The 19,545-nt window shown below is 65.8% G+C and carries 20 protein-coding genes; 5 read left to right on the top strand and 15 right to left on the bottom strand.

Translation table 11 applies throughout. The annotated features are described in order from the left end of the window. Window positions 1-2 precede the first annotated feature (2 nt). The 3 genes from A5709_RS26640 to A5709_RS26630 are packed head-to-tail and all read left to right on the top strand — an operon-like array spanning window position 3 to window position 3,714. Window positions 3-962, top strand: a complete 960-nt coding sequence (locus A5709_RS26640) for an acyl-CoA dehydrogenase family protein (protein ID WP_068011921.1) — start codon at window positions 3-5, stop codon at window positions 960-962. After that, entirely contained in the window at window positions 959-2,161 is a 1,203-nt protein-coding gene (locus A5709_RS26635) for an acyl-CoA dehydrogenase family protein (protein ID WP_068011920.1), read from the top strand. Before A5709_RS26640 ends, A5709_RS26635 begins: the two co-directional genes overlap by 4 nt. After that, on the top strand, window positions 2,158-3,714 hold the full coding sequence (locus tag A5709_RS26630) for a class I adenylate-forming enzyme family protein (protein ID WP_068011919.1): 1,557 nt from the start codon (window positions 2,158-2,160) through the stop codon (window positions 3,712-3,714). Before A5709_RS26635 ends, A5709_RS26630 begins: the two co-directional genes overlap by 4 nt. A 73-nt stretch (window positions 3,715-3,787) precedes the next feature. Here the strand turns inward: A5709_RS26630 and A5709_RS26625 are convergent, their stop codons facing one another. The 12 genes from A5709_RS26625 to A5709_RS26570 all read right to left on the bottom strand — a co-directional run bounded on the left by A5709_RS26625 (window position 3,788) and on the right by A5709_RS26570 (window position 14,583). Beyond that, window positions 3,788-4,966 carry an amidohydrolase family protein gene (locus A5709_RS26625; RefSeq protein WP_068123690.1) on the bottom strand — a complete coding sequence of 393 codons (1,179 nt, stop codon included), beginning with the start codon at window positions 4,964-4,966 and terminating at the stop codon, window positions 3,788-3,790. A gap of 234 nt (window positions 4,967-5,200) precedes the next feature. Further along, a complete protein-coding gene (locus A5709_RS26620) occupies window positions 5,201-5,959 on the bottom strand; it encodes an SDR family NAD(P)-dependent oxidoreductase (protein WP_068011917.1) in 759 nt (252 codons plus the stop codon). After that, complete coding sequence (locus A5709_RS26615; protein ID WP_068011916.1) at window positions 5,956-6,558, bottom strand: SDR family oxidoreductase; 603 nt, start codon at window positions 6,556-6,558, stop codon at window positions 5,956-5,958. The genes A5709_RS26620 and A5709_RS26615 overlap by 4 nt, the downstream gene beginning before the upstream one ends. Window positions 6,559-6,570: 12 nt before the next feature. Beyond that, window positions 6,571-7,011: a hypothetical protein gene (locus A5709_RS26610; protein WP_068011915.1), complete on the bottom strand. Its 441-nt coding sequence runs from the start codon at window positions 7,009-7,011 to the stop codon at window positions 6,571-6,573. A gap of 18 nt (window positions 7,012-7,029) precedes the next feature. After that, complete coding sequence (locus A5709_RS26605) at window positions 7,030-7,689, bottom strand: hypothetical protein (protein WP_068011914.1); 660 nt, start codon at window positions 7,687-7,689, stop codon at window positions 7,030-7,032. 60 nt (window positions 7,690-7,749) lie between these two features. After that, entirely contained in the window at window positions 7,750-7,935 is a 186-nt protein-coding gene (locus A5709_RS26600) for a hypothetical protein (protein WP_068011913.1), read from the bottom strand. Between the two features lie 266 nt (window positions 7,936-8,201). Continuing rightward, on the bottom strand, window positions 8,202-9,662 hold the full coding sequence (locus tag A5709_RS26595) for a class I adenylate-forming enzyme family protein (protein WP_068011912.1): 1,461 nt from the start codon (window positions 9,660-9,662) through the stop codon (window positions 8,202-8,204). Beyond that, window positions 9,659-10,459 (bottom strand): enoyl-CoA hydratase/isomerase family protein, encoded by an 801-nt coding sequence (locus tag A5709_RS26590; RefSeq protein WP_068011911.1) that lies wholly within the window; start codon window positions 10,457-10,459, stop codon window positions 9,659-9,661. Before A5709_RS26590 ends, A5709_RS26595 begins: the two co-directional genes overlap by 4 nt. Beyond that, entirely contained in the window at window positions 10,456-11,271 is an 816-nt protein-coding gene (locus A5709_RS26585) for an enoyl-CoA hydratase/isomerase family protein (RefSeq protein ID WP_068011910.1), read from the bottom strand. Before A5709_RS26585 ends, A5709_RS26590 begins: the two co-directional genes overlap by 4 nt. After that, a complete protein-coding gene (locus tag A5709_RS26580; protein ID WP_068011909.1) occupies window positions 11,268-12,515 on the bottom strand; it encodes an acyl-CoA dehydrogenase family protein in 1,248 nt (415 codons plus the stop codon). Before A5709_RS26580 ends, A5709_RS26585 begins: the two co-directional genes overlap by 4 nt. A gap of 6 nt (window positions 12,516-12,521) precedes the next feature. Then, the gene (locus A5709_RS26575; RefSeq protein WP_068011908.1) at window positions 12,522-13,328 is read right to left on the bottom strand and encodes an enoyl-CoA hydratase/isomerase family protein; all 807 of its coding nucleotides are present in this window, start codon (window positions 13,326-13,328) and stop codon (window positions 12,522-12,524) included. A 4-nt stretch (window positions 13,329-13,332) separates the two neighbouring features. Next, window positions 13,333-14,583, bottom strand: coding sequence for a hypothetical protein (locus tag A5709_RS26570; protein ID WP_068011907.1), 1,251 nt, complete (start codon window positions 14,581-14,583; stop codon window positions 13,333-13,335). A 52-nt stretch (window positions 14,584-14,635) separates the two neighbouring features. Between A5709_RS26570 and A5709_RS26565 the strand changes: the two genes are divergently transcribed. Continuing rightward, complete coding sequence (locus A5709_RS26565) at window positions 14,636-15,463, top strand: enoyl-CoA hydratase/isomerase family protein (RefSeq protein ID WP_068123687.1); 828 nt, start codon at window positions 14,636-14,638, stop codon at window positions 15,461-15,463. A gap of 10 nt (window positions 15,464-15,473) precedes the next feature. Here the strand turns inward: A5709_RS26565 and A5709_RS26560 are convergent, their stop codons facing one another. Next, window positions 15,474-16,340, bottom strand: coding sequence for an SDR family NAD(P)-dependent oxidoreductase (locus A5709_RS26560; protein WP_068011905.1), 867 nt, complete (start codon window positions 16,338-16,340; stop codon window positions 15,474-15,476). Window positions 16,341-16,448: 108 nt separating this feature from the next. Between A5709_RS26560 and A5709_RS26555 the strand changes: the two genes are divergently transcribed. Beyond that, the gene (locus tag A5709_RS26555) at window positions 16,449-17,969 is read left to right on the top strand and encodes a class I adenylate-forming enzyme family protein (RefSeq protein WP_082953524.1); all 1,521 of its coding nucleotides are present in this window, start codon (window positions 16,449-16,451) and stop codon (window positions 17,967-17,969) included. Window positions 17,970-17,988: 19 nt separating this feature from the next. Here the strand turns inward: A5709_RS26555 and A5709_RS26550 are convergent, their stop codons facing one another. Beyond that, window positions 17,989-18,393, bottom strand: a complete 405-nt coding sequence (locus A5709_RS26550; protein ID WP_068011903.1) for a Zn-ribbon domain-containing OB-fold protein — start codon at window positions 18,391-18,393, stop codon at window positions 17,989-17,991. Continuing rightward, the gene (locus A5709_RS26545; protein ID WP_068011902.1) at window positions 18,393-19,538 is read right to left on the bottom strand and encodes an acetyl-CoA acetyltransferase; all 1,146 of its coding nucleotides are present in this window, start codon (window positions 19,536-19,538) and stop codon (window positions 18,393-18,395) included. Before A5709_RS26545 ends, A5709_RS26550 begins: the two co-directional genes overlap by 1 nt. Window positions 19,539-19,545 lie beyond the last annotated feature (7 nt).

Genomic DNA, 19,545 nt, shown 5'->3' with positions numbered 1-19,545 from the left:
CGATGGCGGACGAGGACGTCGACCTCGAGCTGTTGAGAGCGTCGGCGCGGGACTTCCTGGCCGAGCGCGGCGAGAGGGGAACGGTCAAGGACCTCGCGGCGATGGATTGGACCGGTCTGCTCGTCGATGAGGCGATGGGCGGCGCCGGCTGGCGTCCGGTCGAGGCCTGCGTGGTGGCCGAGGAGCTCGGGCGAGCGCAGGACGGGTCGGCGTGGTTCGGAACCACGATGGGCGCCGCGGCGCTTGCCACCGCGCCCGAGGACGTCAGGGAACAGTGGTTGCCCGGGCTGCTCACCGGCACGGCGACGGGCGGCTTCGCGACCCTCGACGAGCCCGCGCGGGTGATCCGCGGTGATGAGGCGGACGCCGTATTCTTGGTGGGAAGCAACGGAATTCACCTACTGCGTGACCTGGATCGGGCCCGGTTCGAACGGGACGTGGATCTGCTCGACGTCACCAGAACGGTGTGGCGTGTCGACCTCACCGACGTGCGCAGTGCTGTGATCGGATCCCCCGACCGGGCCGACGAACTGGTCGCCGTCGCTCGTCTGTTGGTTGCCGCCGACTCCGTGGGCGCGGTGTCGATGACCCTTGAGCGGCTGACGGCATACCTCAAGGAGCGCGTCGCGTTCGGAGCACCGATCGCGAGTTTTCAAGCGGTTCAGCACCGGCTCGTGGAGCTACTGGTCTTCGAGGTCAAGGCGCGCGCCATCGTCATGCGGGCCGCGCGGGCAGTCGCTGCGGCCGACGAACGGGCGTCAGTGCTGACGGCGGCGGCGCATGCGTTCGTCGCCGGCCACGCAACCGCCGCCGTCGACGAGTGCATGCAACTCTCGGGCGGTATCGGATTCACCTGGGAGTACCCACTGCATTACGAGCTGCGTCGCGTGTTCGACAACGGTCATCTGATCGGCACGGCGCGATCGAGCCGCGCGCTGCTGGCGGAGGTGTCGGGTTGGTGAGCGTATTCGGGAGCCGGCCCAGCGATGCGCAGCTGGCCGACTTCAGGGACCGGGTCAGGGCGCACATCGCCCAACATGCACCGCCGATCGAAGCGCGGGAAGGCCACCGGGCGCCAGAGACTCCCGAACAAGAAGCCCTGCTGCGCACCTGGTTCGCCAGCCTCTTCGAGGCGGGGCTAGCGGGCGCGGACTGGCCGGTCGAATACGGCGGTCGCGACGACCACCACCCGCTGCACGACCGCATCGTGAGCGAGGAGGTCCTCCGCGCCAGGGCGCCACGCCCGGTGGACCAAGTGAACCTCGCCGCGCACGTCCTCCTGCACTTTGGATCCGACGAGCAGAAGCAACGGCTGTTGCCGCCCATTCGGCGCAGCGAGCACGTCTGGTGCCAACTGCTCAGTGAACCCGATGCGGGCAGCGATATCGCCGCAGTGCGCAGCCGCGGCGTGCAGCAAGCCGATGGCGATTGGCTCATCGACGGGCAGAAGACGTGGATTACCGACGGGCACTGGGCCGACATGGGTCTCGCCCTGATCCGCACCGACCCGGCCTCGTCGCGGCATCACGGCCTGTCGGTTTTCGCCGTGCCGCTGTCCGCAGAGGGTATCGAGATTCGCCCGATCCGGACGATCGGCGACGCGATCGAGGTCAACGAGGTCTTCCTGACTGGAGTCACGCTTGGGGCGGACAGCCTGATCGGCGAAGCAGGCCAGGGCTGGTCGATCATCATGGCGGGCCTGGACTTTGAACGGTTCGGCATCGGCGGGAACGTCATCCTGCTCGAACTGTTGATCGACGATCTGGTCACCGCGGCCAATTACTCGCTCATCGACGGCGCGCCAGCGCTGGACTCGGGTGACATCCGCCAGCAGGTCGCCGAGTTGGCCGTCGAGGTCGAAGTGGCCAAGGCGTTCATCGACGACCACGTGGACCGGCTGACATCGGGTGACGAACAGCCTGGAGACGGCTCGATAGCGAAGTTGAGCTTTGCCGAGACCTATCACCGGGTCGCGGCGTACGGCGCTCGGCTGGCGGCGTCTGCGACGGTCGTCGCGGCCGCAGACGACGATGTGCGGGAGGCGAAAGAACGCTTGCGCGAATGCTGGCTGTGGTCGCGCGCGTACACGATATCGGGTGGCAGCTCGGAGATGATGCGCAACATCCTCGCCAAGCGCAGACTGCACTTGCCGAGCCGGTGACCGTCCATCCCGTCGCGCAGACCTACTGGTCGCTGATCGAGGCCGCAGCTCAGGCGCATCCCGGACGGGTGGTCCTCGCCGACGATCACGGGCGAAAGCTGTCCTGCGCACAGCTGCGGGAGGCCGCCGTGACGTGCGCGGCGGCCTTGGCGGAGCGCGGTATCGGTGCCGGCACCGTGGTGTCATGGCAGCTGCCGAGCACGCTGGAGACGATGGTCGTCATGGCGGCACTGGCGCGGCTAGGTGCGGTTCAGAACCCGGTGCTGCCGATCTGGCGCGAGAGCGAATTACAGTTCGTGATAACGCAACTCGGTACAGAGGTGCTGATCGTGCCGGGATTGTGGCGTAACTTCGACCACACGTCGCTCGCGCACCGCCTCGCCCGTGAGAGGCGAATGTCGGTCATAGTCTTCGACCACGACGCGCCCATCACCGGCGGGCTTCGGCTGCCGGCGGGCGATCCGCGGGTGCTGCCTCCGCCGCCGACCGGCACCGAGAATCCGCGGTGGATCTACTATTCGTCGGGCACGACGGCCGCACCGAAAGGCGCACGACACTGCGACCGCTCGGTCATCGCGGGTTCGGCCGGGGTGGTCGGCATCGTCGGGGCGTCCAGCAGGGACGTCAACCCCATCGCGTTTCCGGTTTCGCACATCGGCGGCGCCGCCATGCTCGCCGCGGCTCTGCGCACCGGCATGCGACTCGTGCTGTTCGACGCATTCGATCCCGTTGAGACCCCGTTCGCCATCGCGGCGCATCGCCCGACTCTGCTGGGCAGCGCGACCCCGTTCTTCGTTGCGTTCATGGCGGCACAGCGCGCACACGGTGCCGAGCCGCTCTATCCCGATCTGCGAGGATGTGTCGGCGGCGGTGCGCCCATCACCCCCAAGCTTGGTCGCGAAGTGCGGCAGCTGTTTTCAGTCGACGGCGTGGCTAATTCTTGGGGCCTGACCGAGTTCCCGGTCGCCACTTCGCAGGCGCCCAACGGGCCTGCGGAGCTGCTGGATCACACCGTCGGCAAACCGGTTCCCGGCGTTGTGGTACGCGTTGTCGACGCGTCAGAGCGACAAGTCACGCGCGGCGTCGAAGGGGAACTGCGGCTCAAGGGGCCACCGTGTTTCCTGGGCTACGTCGACTCCTCCATGGATGCCCAGGCGTTCGACGACGACGGCTGGTTCCGCACAGGCGATCTCGGTCGCATCGATGACGACGGCAATGTCGTCGTCACCGGGCGGATCAAGGACGCGATCATCCGCAACGCCGAGAACATTTCGGCACTGGAGATCGAGGGCGTGCTGGCCAGCCACCCGTCGGTGGCGGACGTCGCGGTGATCGGCGTGCCCGACGAGCGAACCGGAGAACGCGTCTGCGCGGTTGTCGTCGCGCACCCCGGCGCGGAGGTGACGCTGTCATCGATCTTCGAACATTGTCAAGCTCAAGGATTGAGCAAGCACAAGACGCCGGAACAACTGGAAATCGTTGACGCGCTTCCTCGCAACGTTACCGGCAAGTTGCTCAAGACGGAGTTACGGGGTCGGTACGGTAGTCGGTAAGTGATTGGCCCACCTAATGGGCGGTATCCGCGCGGATGTCGCCCCGGAAGCCGAAGCGCTCGAAGGAACGCGGCTAGAGGCCGATGAGTTCCTTGAGGTTGGCTCCCATCACTCGCGCCGTGGTGGGCGCGGGAAGGGTCTCGAGTTCCTTGACGAAGTCGGCGGGCTCGGCGAGTCCCTCCGGATGCGGATAGTCTGATCCGAACATCACCCGATCTGCACCGAGAATGTCGATCAGGTGCGACATGTCTTCCTCGTGAAAGGGGTTTACCCACACGTGCCTGCGGAAGACGTCACAGGGGTGCTCGCTGAACTCGCGCGGCTTCTTGCGGTACACCCGATCGAACACATCCATCAGGCGCTGGGCCCATGACCCGCCGTTCTCGACCACACCGATGCGCAGTCCGGGGAACCGCTCGAACACCCCGTGGGCGATGAACGCCGCTAGCGTGTCGAAGATGTGGCGGCTCTCTTCATAGATGAAGCCGCGGAACTTGGTCAGCTGAAAGCCCTGGAATTCCTCGCCGCTCTCCCAGTCGGACAGGTAGCGGTCGTACCCGGAGTCGGAGTTGTGCATCTGCACGGAGATGCCCGAGGACTCAACCAGCCGCCAGAATTCGTCGAATTCCGGCAGGGCGGCTGACCGCGACGTGCCGTCCTCCCGGGGAACCGGCGCCGGCCGGATCAGCACCGTCTTGGCGCCGTTGTCCAGGCACCACTCGAGTTCCGCGACGCCCTTCGCGGGATCGTTGAGCGAGATCGCGGGGACCGGGTAGATGCGGTCCTTGAAGTTGAACGTCCAGTCGTCGAGCAGCCAGCGGTTGAATGCGTGGGTGACCGCATGGGTGAGCTCCGTGTCGGATTTCGTCCGCTCCTCGAGCATGCCCGCCGTCGTCGGAAACATCAGCGCGCCGTCGACGCCTTGGCGGTCCATCAAAGCCAAACGCAGGTCCGGGCGTCGGAACTCGTCCGGGCAGCGGATCGGCTCGGCAAGTTCGCGCAGGCTCTTACCCTCCGGGTTGATCCCGCGGTAGTAGTCGGCCCATGCACCTGGGGTGGGAATCACTTCGTAGGTCGGGTTCGGAATGGTCTCGGTGATCACGCCGAGGATCTGGAGTTTCGTGCGGCCATTGACGTCGACGAATTTCAGCGCCTCGGAGTACTTCTCCGGCAAATACCGCGTGTAGGCGTCGATCGTCTCGTACATGTGATTGTCCGCATCCCACACTTCGAACGCCTTGGGGTGGGGCATCGTGGTTCCTTTCGAGACGCTGTCAAACCGGCCAAAATCGCCTTGCGCTTCATCGATGTTCCATCAAGCGATAGGCGGGGCGTCGATTGGTAACGCCACTACCAATCAGCGAGAGTAGGCGTTCTCGCATTGAAAGCTATCGTAGAACGGCCGCCGGTCGCAAGGTCGGTGACATGATGGAGCGCCGATGAGGTGCGCGGCTTTACCCAGAACGAGACCGATTTCAACGACGTCCTAGAGGTTGGTGAAGTGCCCGCCGTCGACCCCGATGGTCTGTCCGGTGAGGTATCGGGCGCGCGGACCCACGAGAAAAGTGACGGCCGAACCGATGTCGATCTGCGGATCGCCGATGCGGCCGAGTGGGATGCGTCGCGCAAGCCGCTCCTCCATTGCGGGGTCTGCTTCGATGGCTGCGGTCATCGCGGGTGAATATGCAAGCGGTGAAATGACGTTGACGGTGATGCCATGAGATCCCCATTCGCGCGCCAGGCTTTTCGCAAAGCCCCGCAGTGCGCCCTTCATGGAGGCGTATAGCGGCAGCGTGGCGCTGCCCTCGATACCTGCGGGCGAGGTCATCACCAAGAAGGTCCCTCCGCGTTCGCGCAGTGCCTCGAAGGCCGCGCTTGCGCAGTGATAGGCGCCGGTCACCGAGACGCCGATGTGGTCCTGCCACAACGCCTCATCGACGTCCTCAAGGTGGTGCGGCTGGCTGGATGCGTTGCATGTGGCGTTGTGGATGAGCGCATCGAGACGCCCGGTGTCATTCACCGCGGCCTCGACGGCGCCGACAACGGACTCTCTGACGGTGACATCACAGCGGACCCAGCCCGCTCGATGACCGCCCTCGACGATCTCGGTGGCGACGGACCTTCCGTTCTCCGATCGGGTGGCGACGAAGACGTGCGCGCCGTCGATCGCCAGCGCGCGGGCGATGCCGCGCCCCACACCGCCACCGGCTCCGGTGACCAGCACGGTGTAACCGTTGAGGGTCATGGGAGCATCACGGCTCCGCCGTCGACGATGACGGTTTCGCCCACGAGGCCCGCGACCTCGTGCTTGAGCAGGAATCGTGCCGTCTCGACTATCGATTCGATGAGCGCGTCATCGTCCTGGAGCGCGGCCGCGGTCACGTGGCCGGCCGATGCGCTCAGTCGGGGCTCGAAAAGATGTAGCGGGGCGGCAACCATATTGACGATCACGTGTTGAGAAGCCCATTGGCGGGCGGCGGACTTGGCCATCGCGCGGATGCCCTCGAGCGCGGTGGTGTACGGGACGAGGTATGGTGCCCCGGTCATTCCGATGGACGGCATCACCAGGACGATCCGTCCGCCGTTCTGGTGCATCGAGGAATACGACCGTTGTAACGCATTCAGCACTTGACGCATCGGACGTTCGGCGAATCGGCGCCAATCGGTCGCACTCAAAGTGCCGACGTGAGTTGGTTCGAGCAATGGATCGACTCCGGCAACGATGACGACGTTGTCCGACTCCGGCTGAGTCGATTCGTCGATGTCGTGGACCACTGATTTGAGACTCGCTGCGATCGCCCACGAGACGGCATCGCTGCGCCCGATGACGTGCGGGGCTGTCATGTTCGCACTGACCTACGGTTTTGGCGCCGAAGGCGCCTTCGCTTGCCGTGCGATCCGCTCATCGTGGATCGTCACCAGTTCGCGGAAGCCGATTCGGTTGTACCGCGGGTGGGGTTGTACTCCCCAGTCGTCCTTCGCGGTGTGCTGCCCAGCCGCTTCGGGGGCGCCGCCGAACGGCGGCCCGCCGATGGGGTAGGGCTGCGTGCACTCGAGTGTGTCGTCGGAGTAGCGCACCTTCAGCAATTCGCTGCAGATTTGCGTGAGCGAAAGCGTGGGCCAGCCATACCAGACCGCGATCACCGGAACGGTGAGCGACCCCTCGATCACCAACCCGAACAGGCAGACGAACAGGCCTCGCTTGAGCCACTTATGCATCCGCGCCCAGGTCGAGGTCGTGCCGGGAGGCAGCGATTCGGCCGATGCGCTCGCTTGCACGGTTGATTCAGACACCATTGGCCCTTTCCGGATCACTCAGTCCGAGAAGATTTCCCGATTCACGGTGTGCAGGTAGGGGATCGCAAGGAACGGCGTGATGTAAAAGACGTTGTAGGCCCACCAGGCCAGCACCGGCAGGCCCACCGCCGCGTAGCGGACATCGGCATACAACGTCATGTTGAAGATGTAGCCGGTCCACACCACCACGCCGAACCAGCACGTCACAATCATCCACTGGTGGCCCCACCGCTTCATCTGCAGGAAGCCGATCGCCGCGGCCATCCGCATGGGAAAGGCGATGAGCACGCACACGAGGACCCACGCCTTCTCCCCAGGCGCACCCGCACCTCCGATCCAAAGTTCGTTGTAGTGCCAGAAATATCCCCCATCCATCAGATTCCCCCACGCGGTGAACACGGTGCGGGTGATCAGGGCGTGATTGGCGAACAAGTCGAGCGCCCAGCCGATGCTGTTCAGCGCCGCGTCCAGGATGATGACGTAGCCGATGAGCGTGACCATCAGCGGACGCACCGACAGCCCTTCGCGTTGGGCATTGCGCAACAGGTACAAGCCGCGCAAGAAGAGGGGGAGCCCGACGACGCCGAGCACGAGGGTGCCCATCAGTGCCGTGCCCGCTATCAGCCAGAGATCCGCCCGTCGTTGTGCCCGACGGCTCTGAAGGTCATGTTCGTCCAAAGGCGATGAAGCGAAGTGGGGTTCACCGCGAGATGACTTCGCAGAGGGCGATCGCATGGGCTACCAATCTCTGGTGAGCAACATCGAAAGCTGGATGAGAAACATCGTCAGCAGCACGCCGTATATCCAGACCTGGAAGACGATGAGCCCGCGTCGACGCCGACGATCCTGTTCGTCCACCGCGCTGATTCCTCCTTGCTGGTCAAATGCGGGTGAGGCCATGCGCACCTCGGCGATCTCGCGCAAGCGCTGTCCGCACTGCCGGAGGGATCCGGGAGGGGCCCACCGCTGCGGTCAGAACGTGCCGATGTTCGACAACATCCAGTAAAAGAAGGCGACCAGTGCGCACATGACACCCCAGGTGACCGCCATCCGCACCAATTCCTCGATCACATCCCTGGCTCCTGACTCCGGCGGTCGCTGGGTTCGAACGCAAACCTTCCTAGAATGTTAGCAGCATTCTCAATTTAGAGAATCCGGATTATCTAAATGTGTGATTTGCCGGTTCAGGTTCACGCATTGGCCATGGCGGCGAGCTCACGCTTGACCACCTTGCCGACGTCGTTGCGCGGCAGCCGATCGACGAACACGAATCGCACAGGCACGCGGTACGGCGTCAATCGATCCCGGCACCACTCGGTGAGGCTCTCTTCTGTCACGGCCTGATCACGTCGCACGACGAATGCCCAAGGCACCTCGCCGAGCCGCTCATCGGGGATGCCCACGACGGCGGCATCCCGCACCCCGCCGGCGGCGAGGATGACGTCTTCGACGGTGCCCGGAAAAACCTTGAGACCGCCGCGGTTGATCATGTCGGACACCCGGCCGTCGAGCCAGAGGAACCCGTCGTCGTCGAACCAGCCCAAATCGCCGGTGTGAAACCAGCCGTCATCCGTGAGCCGGTCGAGGAACGCCGGATCGATGTTGCGCGCCGCCGTCGTCGGCGTGCGCACCATCACCTCGTCATCGGCAATGGTGACGTCGATGCCGGGCAGAGGCCGCCCCACCGAGCCGAGTTTGGTCTCTCCCCACTCGCGGGCATCGGCTGCCGACCAGCCCACCACTTCACCGCCGAGTTCCGTTTGGCCGTAGGAGTTCAGCACGATCACCCCGAACTTGTCCCTGAAGCGGGCAGCTTGAACGGGTGACAGGGGAGCGGTGATCGACCGCACGATCTTCAGCGGCGACAAGTCGGTGACCGAGTCGTCGTGCAACACCATGGTGAGCGCCGCAGGCGGCAGTACCGTGGATCGCAATTGGTGCCGCCGAACCAGCGCGGCGAAGTCCGACGGGGAGAATCGCTCCATCAGCACCACGCCCGAACCCGCCCGGAACGCGAACAGCACCTGGTAGATACCCGCCCACAACGACAACGACAACGGCACGAGGTTCGGCATCGGCGGACGCTTCGGTGCGTCGGTAGTGGCTTTCGTCCCACGAAGTTTCGCCAACAGCCGGTCGATCAGGTCGAGCACCGTGGTGTGCCGAAGCGGCACCGGCTTCGGCGGGCCCGTGGTGCCGGAGGTGAACTGCAACAGTGCCACATCGCCGTCGTAGGGCCGTGCCGCTGCCGGTTGGTCGCACTTTCGCGTAATGGCCCAGGCCAATGCATCGCCGGTGATGACCGAGATGTCAAAGGTCGAGAAACGTTGCGCGAGGGCGGGCGTCGTGATGACGGCAACGGGACGCAATGTCTTCAGCTGGGCTGCGAGCTCGGCGTCGGCCGCCCTCGGGTTCAGCGGTGTGTACACCCCGGCGGCCAGCCACGTGCCGAAGAGCGCGGCGACGGTGATCGCGTCGTTGGGCAGCATGGCGGCCACGACCTGGCCCTGCGTCAGTCCGCACTCGGTGAGCAGCGCGCCCAGCTGGTCGGCACTGGTGACCAGATCGTCACGCGACACGGCGTTCTTGTCGGCACCCAGCACGTGCACGGCGACCTCCGGCAGGCCGTTCAACAGGTCGGCGAGACTCACGAATCAGCCTCCAACGGAGCCCAATTCGGAGTTCGCCTGTCCGCGAAGGCAAGGGGGCCCTCGTTCTGGTCGGGATGGCCCCACATCGATGTCAGGTGCTTCGCACCTTCCCGGCACGCATCGGTCAGGCCGTATTCGAGTGCGCCCCACAGCGCACGCTTGGTGGCGCGCATCGCGGCGGGCGAGTTTCTGGCGATCTTCTCGGCCAGCTCCTGGGCGACGTCGCGCAGCTTTTCGGGCGGATCCACGACCTGGCTGATCATGCCGAGCTGGTACGCGCGTTGGGCGCTGAGCCGTTCGTGGCTGCCTACCAGAGCCATCCGCAGCACGGCCTCGGCCGGCATCTTGCGCATCAGCGCGATGGTTTCCAAGGCGCTGACCTGACCGATCGACACGTGCGGATCGACGAAGCTCGCATCCGACGACGCGATGACGACGTCGGCGTCGGCCACCCAGTGCAGCCCGCCGCCGGCGCACACCCCGTTGACGGCAGTGATGACCGGCTTCTCGACATTGCAGTGCCACGCCGTCAACTTGAGGTCCAGTGTGCGCATGGTCTCCTGAAACTGCAGCACGGCCTCGCCGTCGAGCTCCTCGACGTCGGCGCCCACCTGGAACGCCCGCCCGTTGCCGGTGTGCACGATCACGCGAACATCGGGGTCGGCGTTCAGTTCCGCCCACGCCCTGGGGAATTCCTCGCGCATCACGGCGTCGTAGGCGTTGAGCCGTTCCGGCCGGTCGTTGATGATCCAGCCGACCGGCCCGCGCCGCTCGACGACCAACCTTTGGTATGTCATGACGCTTCCACCGTGTCCGACAACGGGTGCCACCGCGGCGTGCGCTTCTCGCGCCATGCCCTGGCGCCCTCGCCGTGATCCGGGTGATTGCGGAGCTGCCAGATCCGCTCGGCGGCCTCCCCACGGGCCTGCGTCATGCCGACGTCCAGGGAACGCCACAACGCCTTCTTGGTGGCGCGCAAAGCGGTCGGCGAATTTTCGGCGATCGCGGTGGCGAGCCGCCCCGCCGCGGCGCGGAGGCGATCGGCGGCTACCACCTCGGACACGATGCCCAACTCGTAGGCGCGGTGTGCCGAGATGCGTTCGCCATTGCCGCTCAACGCCATTCGAGTAATTGCTTCCATCGGTGACTTGCGAAGCAGCGTGATCGCCTCATAGGCGACGGCCTGGCCGAGCGACACGTGCGGGTCGACGAACGACGCCTGCTCGGCCGCGATCACGATGTCGGCGTCGGCCACCAGATGCAGACCGCCGCCCGCGCAAACACCGTTGACGGCCGCGATCACCGGCTTCCACACTCCGCAGTGCCACGACGAAATCTTGAGCTCCGCGTCCCGGGTCCGACGTGAATGCCGGCGCATCGCCTCCTTGTTGCGCGCAACCTGCACCACGTCCATGCCGGTGCAGAACGCCTTGCCGTTGGCCGTGTTGACGATCACCCGGACACCGGGATCGGCATCCAGGTCGGCCCAGGCGATCTCCAGTTCGTCGAGCATCAACGAATCGAAGGCGTTGCCCGCGTCCGGCCTGTTCAGGATGAGCCAGCCGATCCCATCGGACTTCTCCACGATCAACCGCTGGTAAGTGCTCACGAGCGCGGAATATCCTTCCAAGGCTTGCCCTTCCAGGGGTCGGGCTCCCTGGGAAGCCCGAGCACACGCTCGCCCAGGATGTTCTTGTTGATGTCGGTGGTGCCTCCCTCGGTCCCGTTCGCGAGGCTGCGCAGCATGCCGTGAACATCGCGGGGCAGGGAGTCCGGGTCGTCGGTCGCCGGCCAAGCGACCGCGTCGGTTCCCAGCAAATCCACCATGAGGTCCTGGATTTGTTGGTTCAGCGTGGCCTGGTGCACTTTGCCGATCGATGATGCGGCTCCCGGGGACTGGCCGGCCGAAAGCGCCGCCCTGACGAGGTCATTGGTCCAGCCACGGATCTGCTCCTGGGCCCACAACCGCATGATCTTGTCCCGGACGACCGGATCGCTCCATCGGCCGGTCTCGCGCGCCAGGACGATCAGGCGGTCGGCGCCGGAGCCACCGAGCCGGCCCATGCCCCCAGAGCCGGAGCCCGAAACCATCTGTCGCTCGCTGGACAACGTCGACGCGCTGACCCGCCAGCCGTCGTTGACCTCGCCTACCCGGTGCGCGTCAGGGATCCGGGCATTGTCGATGAAGACCTCGTTGAACTCCGCCTCGCCGGTGATCTGGCGTAGCGGTCGGACCTCGACGCCGGGTTGATGCATGTCGAGCAGGAAGTATGTGATGCCCTTGTGTTTGGGCGCCTCCGGATCGGTTCTCGCGAGCAGGATCGCGAAGGCGGCCTCGTCGGCCCACGTAGTCCAAACCTTTTGGCCCGAAATCACCCACTCGTCCGCGTCCCGAACCGCCCGCGTTGCCAACGATGCGAGGTCCGACCCGGCGCCCGGCTCGCTGAAGAGCTGACACCATTTCTCCTCGTTGCGCACGATCGGCGGCAGGAAGCGCAGCCGTTGCTCTTCGGTGCCGTGGCTGAACAGCGCTGCCGCAGCATTGTTGAGCCCCAACGGGTTCAGCCGGGACAGCCGCAGCGGGCGCAATACCTGATCGATCGCCCGGGCGACCTCATTGCCGATACCCAGACCGCCGTATTCCCGCGCCCAGGTCGGCACGACAAGACCGGACGCGGCGAAGACCGGATACCACTGTCGATACTCTGTGGCGCTACGCACCGCACGCAGAGCAGCTGGACCCTCGGCGGCTGCCCTGCGCCAGGAGGCGGGTACCTCCCTGTCGACCCATTGCTCGACCGCGGCGACCGCATCTGCGGCGCTGGTCGTCTCACTGATCGGCAGCGGGCTCATGATCGTCTAACGCCCTTGGAACTTCGCGTCACGTCTGTCGCGAAAGGCGGCCAGCCCCTCTTTGAAATCCTCGCTGCGGCTCGACAACTCGAGCGCCATCGCCTCGTTCTGCAGGTGCCGGTCGAGGTCGAGGCCGTTGCCGCTGTGCAGCAGCCACTTGGTGAGGCCCAGCGCCACCGTGGGCGCATCACCAAGGCCGGCAATCAGTTCGCTTGCCGCGGCCTCCAATTCGTCGACCGGGGCGGCGGCGTGGATGATGTTCCACTCGGCAGCGGTGGTTCCGGTGATCTCCTTGCCCAGCATCAGCAGCTGCCGGGTGCGGACCAGGCCGATCAGACGTGGCAGCAGCCAGGCCGCGCCGCTGTCGGGGGTGAAACCGCGGGCCATGAACGGTTCCCAGAACCGCGCATCCTCGGCGGCGACACAGAAGTCGGAGGCCAGTGCGATGTGGAATCCGAGCCCGGCGGCCCAGCCCCGCACTACGGACACGATGGGCACCTGAGTCTCGAGCATCAACGGGATCAACCGGTTCGCTTTGTTGGGCAGCCGGCGCTGTGTGCTGCCCACCCTGGGCTTTCGCTCGGAGCGGGTGTTGTTGGCGATCAGGTCGGACCCGGCGCAGAAGTCGGGTCCCGCGGCGTCGATCCTGATGACGCGGACGGACTCGTCGATACCCGCGGCGGCGAAATGCGCGATCATCGCGTCGAGCATGACGTCGTTGACTGCGTTGCGGCGATCCTCGCGGTCCAACCTCAATTGCAAGACCGCACCGTGTTGTTCCGCCTTGAGACCGGGCACGCTGTCGTAAGTCATGGGCTCAGGTTTCGGCGAATCGTGCGGCCACGGCGGTGAGCAGGTCCGCGAGGTTGGTCGCCCGCCCAGGGGGATCGGGTAGTCGGACGGGTCCGTGTTCGCGGCTGGGGAGCAGAATCGTGGCCGTGCCCGGCGCCGTGATCTGGCCACGATGATTCGTCGCCGCCAACTCGAGATCGACGGCCGGACGATCGTCCTCGGCGAGGTACTTGCGGACCACCGTCCCGGTGATGGTGTGCAGATCGCCGACGTAGTTGAAGAGCCGGAATTCGCAGGCGAGCTTCCACAGCCAGCCGTCGTCACCCATCCAGTCGGTGCACAGATGAATGAGCCACGTCTCGCGCATCCGGCCGTAGTCGAAGGTGGTGGGGTTACCCGCATTGCGGGCTGCCTCCGGTTCCCAGTGCACGCGCTGCTGCGCATCCGGCACACCGTATTCGTTGGGCGTGTAGAAACGGGGGATGCGCTGCCGATTGCGCCATGCCAGTCGCAGGGGCCGCACCCCATACATGCCGGTCCCCATGCCGACGTGCCAGCAGACCATGTCGGTGACCGTCAGCGGTCCCTTTGTCAGGGCGCCGATGTCGTCACCCTCGGCAACGTCCTCCCACCATCGCGGTTCGGCGCCACGCGGGGTTTCGCGCGCGTATCTCTCGTCCAATTCCGCGATCTCGTCCGGCGTCCACGACTTCAGTTCGACGGCCTCGTACTTCTTGCGGCCGCGTGCCTTGCTGCGTTCGGTGCGGATCATGTTGCGGTACTGCGCACCCAAGATGACGTCTTCGTCGTCTCGAAACACCTGTGCCGACCACTCGTGGATGGCCCGATCGGCGAATTCGCTGCTCTTGTCCAGGGCCGCGACCAGAGCGTTGCGCCGGAAAACGCGATGATTGGCCCGCAGCGGCGCCCACCACTCACGCGACGAGGACGCGTAGAAGGCGTGAACGCCGCGCAAGGGGTCACCCTTGGTCAGCGCGCGGTCTTCGTCGGAGAGCGTGGTCACCTCGTCCTCACCTATCAAGGTGTCGCCCCCGACGAGCGCGGGTGGCGCGATCGACTCGCCCCATACGGATTTGGCGGCGTACTCCGCGTCGGTCCACAACGGGTTGGCGTCGCCGTAGCTCTCCGCCACGTGGCGGAAGCAGTCTTCGTTCGGTCTGAAGTAGTGCGGCGGCTGAGTGTGCGGAACTGTGATCCCGATGGTGGCCCGCAACCGGGCCAACCCCTCGTCGGTAATCTGACCGGTTTCCGGCATGGAAATTAAGATACCCGAAAAGCGGAAACGCCGTTAACGCAGGGATGAGGATATGAGCGAGCAAACATCGGGCATCCTGGTGGCCGTCGGCGACGACGGGGTACTACGAATCACCATCGACCGCGCTGATGCCGGAAATTCGTTGTCGCCCTTCGCACGTCAGGCGCTCAACGATGCTTTCACCCTGGCCCATGACCGGTCCGACGTGCGTGCCGTGCTGCTGAGCGCAACGGGTGACCGGCATTTCTGTACCGGCGCCGGTTTGCCGTCACAGACGGCAAGCGCTGATCCGCAATCGAAACCCATAGCGGACAAGCGGCCCGGTGACATCGCTCGCATGCTCCAGCAAGGCTGGCAGCGATTGATTTCCTCGATGCTGGATTGCGACAAACCTGTCGTGGCCGCCGTCAACGGTACGGCGGCGGGCGCCGGCGCCAGCTTGGTAATGGCATCCGATCTGGTGGTGATGTCGGCGCAGGCCAAGCTCGTTGAGGCGTTTGTGCACCGCGGCATCCTGCCCGATTCGGGGGCCATCCACCTCCTGACGAGAATCGTCGGTCTGCGCAAGGCCACCGAACTCTTGATGCTCGGTGAACCGGTCGATGCCGCCACCTGCGAGAAGCTCGGGCTGGTCAATCGCGTGACCGCACCGGAAGACACCCGCGCGGTCGCCGAGGAATTCGCGGTACGGCTGGCGGCGGGCCCGACGGTGATGCTGGCCCTGACCAAACGGCTGTTGTCGGTGTCGTCGGAGTCGGATCGACACCGCGCATTCGAGCAGGAGGCCTGGGCCCAGGAGGTGGTGTCGCACACCGCCGACCTCCAAGAGGGCCTCGCCTCGTTCGCGGAACGTCGAGAGCCCAAGTTTCTCGGTCGCTGACCGGCTCCCGCTAGGCGGCGGTGGGTCCGCCCCGAATGGTGAACGTGGCGCTGTCGTCGATCTCGTCGATCGACGACGCCACGGACTCGGCGGTCAAGGCGGTGTCTTCGATTCCCTTGGTGACGCCGATGAACACCCGTGACACCTTCCCGGCGCCGACCGAGTAGATGTGCGCGGTTCGGTCGCACGTCGGATGGCACAGGTAGACCACCACAGGGGTGACAAGCTCGGGATGCATGGCCTTGCCGGCCTCACCCATGATGTCCTCGGTCATCCGCGTTCGCGCGATGGGGGCGATCGCGTTGATCGCGATGCCATTGCGGGCACCCTCGATGGCGAGGACGTGCATCATGCCGACGAGGCCCATCTTCGCGGCGCCGTAGTTTGCCTGGCCGAAATTGCCGAAAAGCCCAGTGCCAGAAGTGGTCTGAACGATTCGTCCGTAATTCTGCGCCCGCATGATCGGCCACACCGCCCGTGTCACGTTGAAGGCGCCGGCCAGGTGTACCGCTATGACCGCGTCGACCTGCTCGGCGGTCATGTTCTTGAACGCTGCGTCGCGCAGAATTCCCGCATTGTTGACCAGAATGTCCACCTGACCGAAGGCGTCCATCGCCGCCGCGACGATCGCCGCGCCGCCCTCCTCGGTGGCCACCGAGTCACCGTTGGCGATCGCGCTGCCACCCGCGGCCGTGATCTCGTCGACGACGGATTGGGCCGCCGACGTCGACGCGCCGCTGCCGTCCACACTGCTGCCCAGGTCGTTCACCACGACTCGGGCGCCACGCCGGGCCAGCTCGAGGGCGTGACAGCGGCCAAGCCCGCCACCGGCACCGGTGACGATGGCCACCTGATTATCGAAAGTCATTGACTCCATGCGTGAGAGGTTACATTTACTGAATCGAGAGCAGTAATTTGCATCGGAAGGACATCCATGACCGGCCCCACTGAATTGCTGTGGCGTGCGCAGCGGCGTGCCGAAGCGCTGCGGCACCGCTACCGCGCGGCCGGCTTCTGGACCGGGGACCCGGTTGACATGGTGCGGTCCGCTGCCGCGCGGCATCCGGGCCGCCCCGCCGTGGTGGACCGAGGCGCCGAGCTCACTTACGGTGAGCTGGACAAGCGCATCGATTCCGCCGCCCTGGCCATGGCCGACGCCGGCGCCGTCCGGGGCGGCGCGATCGTCTTGGTGGTCGGTAACGACGTGGACTCGGTGGTCGCGGTCCACGCGGCACTGCGGGTGGACGCGCTGGTCCTGCTCGTGCCGCGCAGCGCCGGGCCAAAGCAACTCGCCGACATCATCGCCCGCACCCGAGCGCCGGTCGGCGCGGCGCCCAACTGGACCACGATCAGCCAGCCCGAACTATCCGGGCTTTGTCGTTGGATCGAACTTGGCGACGGTGACCGCGTGGGCGCCGAATCGCCGCGCCCTGCGCGGCCCGCCGACGAACCATCCATCGTGCTCTACACCTCGGGTACGACGTCTCGACCCAAGGGCGTGATCCACTCGCTGAGCACATTGGCCAAGGCTTCGGCGAACTACGTCGCGGCAGCAGGTCTGGGCGCAGAAGACCGGATCTTTTTGATCAGCCCGCTCGCCTCGGTCACCGGGGTAGTGCAAGCGTTGTTCATCGGTCCGATGCTCGCGATACCGGTGATCCTCGAGGACCGTTGGGACCCGTCGGCGACGTGTGACCTGCTGGTCACTTCGGGTGCGACCTGGTACGGCGGCCCCGACCGGCTGCTCGACCGCCTACTCGACGAGGCCGCCGCGCGCGATGCCGCGGTCCCGCTGCGCGCGGTCTATCTCGGTGGCACGACTTTGGATCGGCGGATCGTCGAACGCGTCGAACGCGATTTCGGCATCGTCGTCATGCGTGCGTACGGGTCCTCGGAGGTGCCGGTCAGCACGTCCGGTCTGCGGGGCGAACCGCGGATCGTGCGCCATGCCGATGACGGACTGCCGCTCGACGACGTCGACGTCCGCATCGGATCCGAAGCCGAACCCACCGATTGCTGCATCAAGGGTCCGCACACTTTCCTCGGTTATACCGATGCCGCCGACGACGAGCTGGCGTTCGACGGCGAGTGGTTCCGCACCGGCGATGTGGCGGAGATTGTCGGCGGGCGGGTGCGCATCGTCGGCCGGATCAAGGACATCGTGATCCGCAACGGGCTGAAGATCCCGGCCGCCGAAGTGGAGGAGGCGGTGTCGCGGATAGCTGGGGTCCGCGAATGTGCCGCCTATGCGGTCGCCGACGACACCACAGGCGAGCGGCTGACTATGGCAATCGTCCTCGAGCCCGACGTCGAGATGACACTGGCCGAGGTCGCCGAAGCTCTCCTCTCCGAGGGCCTGCCGAAATACAAACTGCCAGAAGAGCTGGTGTTGTGGGACGAGCCGCTGCCCGTCAATGCCAACGGCAAGATCGACCGGACCAAGCTCGACGCGCGCTCGGCCGGGCGACGGCGGCTGATCGCCGACCGTCTCGCCACTACGGGTTGACGGGCGCGGTCACCGGATTCTAGGCGGTTTCGGGCCGGAAAACCGGCACGACGAATCCGTCGTCGTCTTCGCGGAAAGCGAGCACCAGATCCATGTCTGCGCGCAGGTCTTCGACAGCGCAGTCCTCCACGACCGTCATGAGCCGTGGTCCTTCCTCGAGGTCCACCATGGCCAGTACGTAGGGAGTGCGGGTGTCGAAGGGCGCGGCGTTCTGGCGGATGACGCTCCAGGTGTACAGCCGCGCGCGCCCGGTGGCCGACGTCAGCTCGACGTCCTCGCACCAACAGTGCGGGCAGAAGGGTCGTGCGTACAGCGAGACCCGGCCGCATGAGCGGCAATGGTTGACCATCAGCCTGCGGCCTTGCGTGGCGGTCCACCAGGCTTGGCCGTCGGTGTCGATCGTGGGCCGATCGGGCGCGGTCATCACTGCCTCCCGAGAATCATCGTGGCGCTGTGGGTGAAGAAGCCGCCCATCGCGTGGACGCAGGCCAAATTGGCCCCGCTCACTTGGCGCGGTCCGCATTCGCCCCGCAACTGCCGGACCGCCTCGACCATGAGGAACATCCCGCGCATACCGGGATGGCAGGAGGCGAGCCCGCCTCCGTCGGTGTTGGTTGGCAGCGCCCCGCCCGGGCGCAGCGCACCGGACGCGATGAATGGTCCACCTTCGCCCTTGGCGCAGAAGCCGAGATCCTCCACGGTCAGCAGCACAGTGGACGTGAAGGAGTCGTAGAGCTGGCACACATCGATGTCAGCCGGAGCGACACCCGCCTGCGCGAATGCCCGAGGGCCCGAGCGGGCGGCGGCCGACGTCGTGAAATCGGGCCATTGGCTCATGCTCACGTGGGATGTCGCGTCGGCCGACCCGAGAATCCAGATCGGCTCTTTCGCACAATCCTTCGCCACCCGTTCACTCGCGAGGACGACCGCGCCACCACCGTCGGTGCGCAGACACACATGCTTGGAGGTGAACGGGTCGGCCAGCATCGGTGCGGCCTCGACGTCCGCGACAGTGATGCGGTCGCGCTCAAACGCGATCTCGTTCATGGCGGCCCACTCGTGGGCGGCGACGGCGACTTCCGCCAATTGTTCGCCGGTCGTGCCGAATTCGATCATGTGGCGCCTGGCTGCCATGGCGTACTTGGCGATCAACGTCGCCCCGTAAGGCGCCTCATACTGCAGGGCGCCGCCGGTGCCCATCACGGCGGCGGACGCGCGCACTCGGCGCTTGACGTCCGAGCGCGCGGTGGACCCGTAGGTCAGCAAGGCGACCTCGATTTCGCCCGCCGCGATCGCGGCCGCGGCGTGGCTCGCCATCACTTCCCACGAGGATCCTCCGACATTGGTCGCGTCGACCCAGTCGGGTTGTAGGCCGAGATACTCGCTGACTTCGACCGGCGGAAGTAACGCCCCATGAGCGCCGAACCCTTCGATGTCTTGCTTCGTCAGGCCGGCATCGATAACCGCACGCCGCGAGGACTGCGCCATCAGCGCCATGGCGGTCTTGTCGGGAACGCGGCCGCAGTCGGAAAGGGCTGCGCCCACGATGGCGACGCGATTCGACGGCATAGCTCAT

The organism is Mycobacterium sp. E1386, from assembly GCF_001672745.1.
Classification (GTDB): Bacteria; Actinomycetota; Actinomycetes; order Mycobacteriales; family Mycobacteriaceae; genus Mycobacterium.
The sequence above is the reverse complement of the archived record's forward strand: the minus strand, read 5'-3'. Positions and strand labels throughout refer to the sequence as shown.